1 protein-coding gene is annotated in these 710 nt (G+C 53.9%); it reads left to right on the forward strand.

Annotated features, from left to right (window positions below; all coding sequences use genetic code 11):
• On the forward strand, positions 1 to 710 hold a 710-nt coding region (locus H5154_RS22965; protein WP_182719757.1), incomplete at both ends, for an Ig-like domain-containing protein.

The raw sequence follows: 710 nt of genomic DNA on the forward strand, positions 1-710 counted from the left end.
GATGTCAGCAGCTTTAATAATGGCACGCTCACCGTCAGCGCCACACAATCTGATGCGGCGGGTAACACCTCCAGTGCAACCAGCACCTCAGTGATTTTAGATAACGCAGCACCGAATGCCTTGACCATAACGACCCCGATTGAGGTTGATGGCCGGATCAATGCCGTAGAAGATGGCAGTATATTGATCACCGGCTCCGGGGCAGAAGCCAATGCCAGTGTAAGTGTGACCATCAGCGATGGCGCGAATAACTTATCACGGACTGTGACGGCCGATGGCTCTGGGGCATGGACTATCAGTGGTAGCGAGTTTGATGTCAGCAGCTTTAATAATGGCACGCTCACCGTCAGCGCCACACAAAGTGATGCGGCGGGTAACACCTCCAGTGCAGCCAGCACCTCAGTGATTTTAGATAACGCAGCACCGAATGCCTTGACGATAAGCACCCCGATTGAGGTTGATGGCCGGATCAATGCTGTAGAAGATGGCAGTGTATTGATCACCGGCTCTGGCGCAGAAGCCAATGCCAGTGTCAGTGTGACTATCAGCGATGGCGCGAATAACCAATCGCGCACCGTGACGGCCGATGGCGCAGGTACATGGACTATCAGTGGTAGTGAGTTTGATGTCAGCAGCTTTAATAATGGCACGCTCACCGTCAGCGCCACACAATCTGATGCGGCGGGTAACACCTCCAGTGCAACCAGCAC

The sequence above is a fragment of the Pseudoalteromonas sp. SR44-5 genome (genome assembly GCF_014163675.1).
In the GTDB taxonomy this organism is placed as follows: Bacteria; Pseudomonadota; Gammaproteobacteria; order Enterobacterales; family Alteromonadaceae; genus Pseudoalteromonas; species Pseudoalteromonas rhizosphaerae.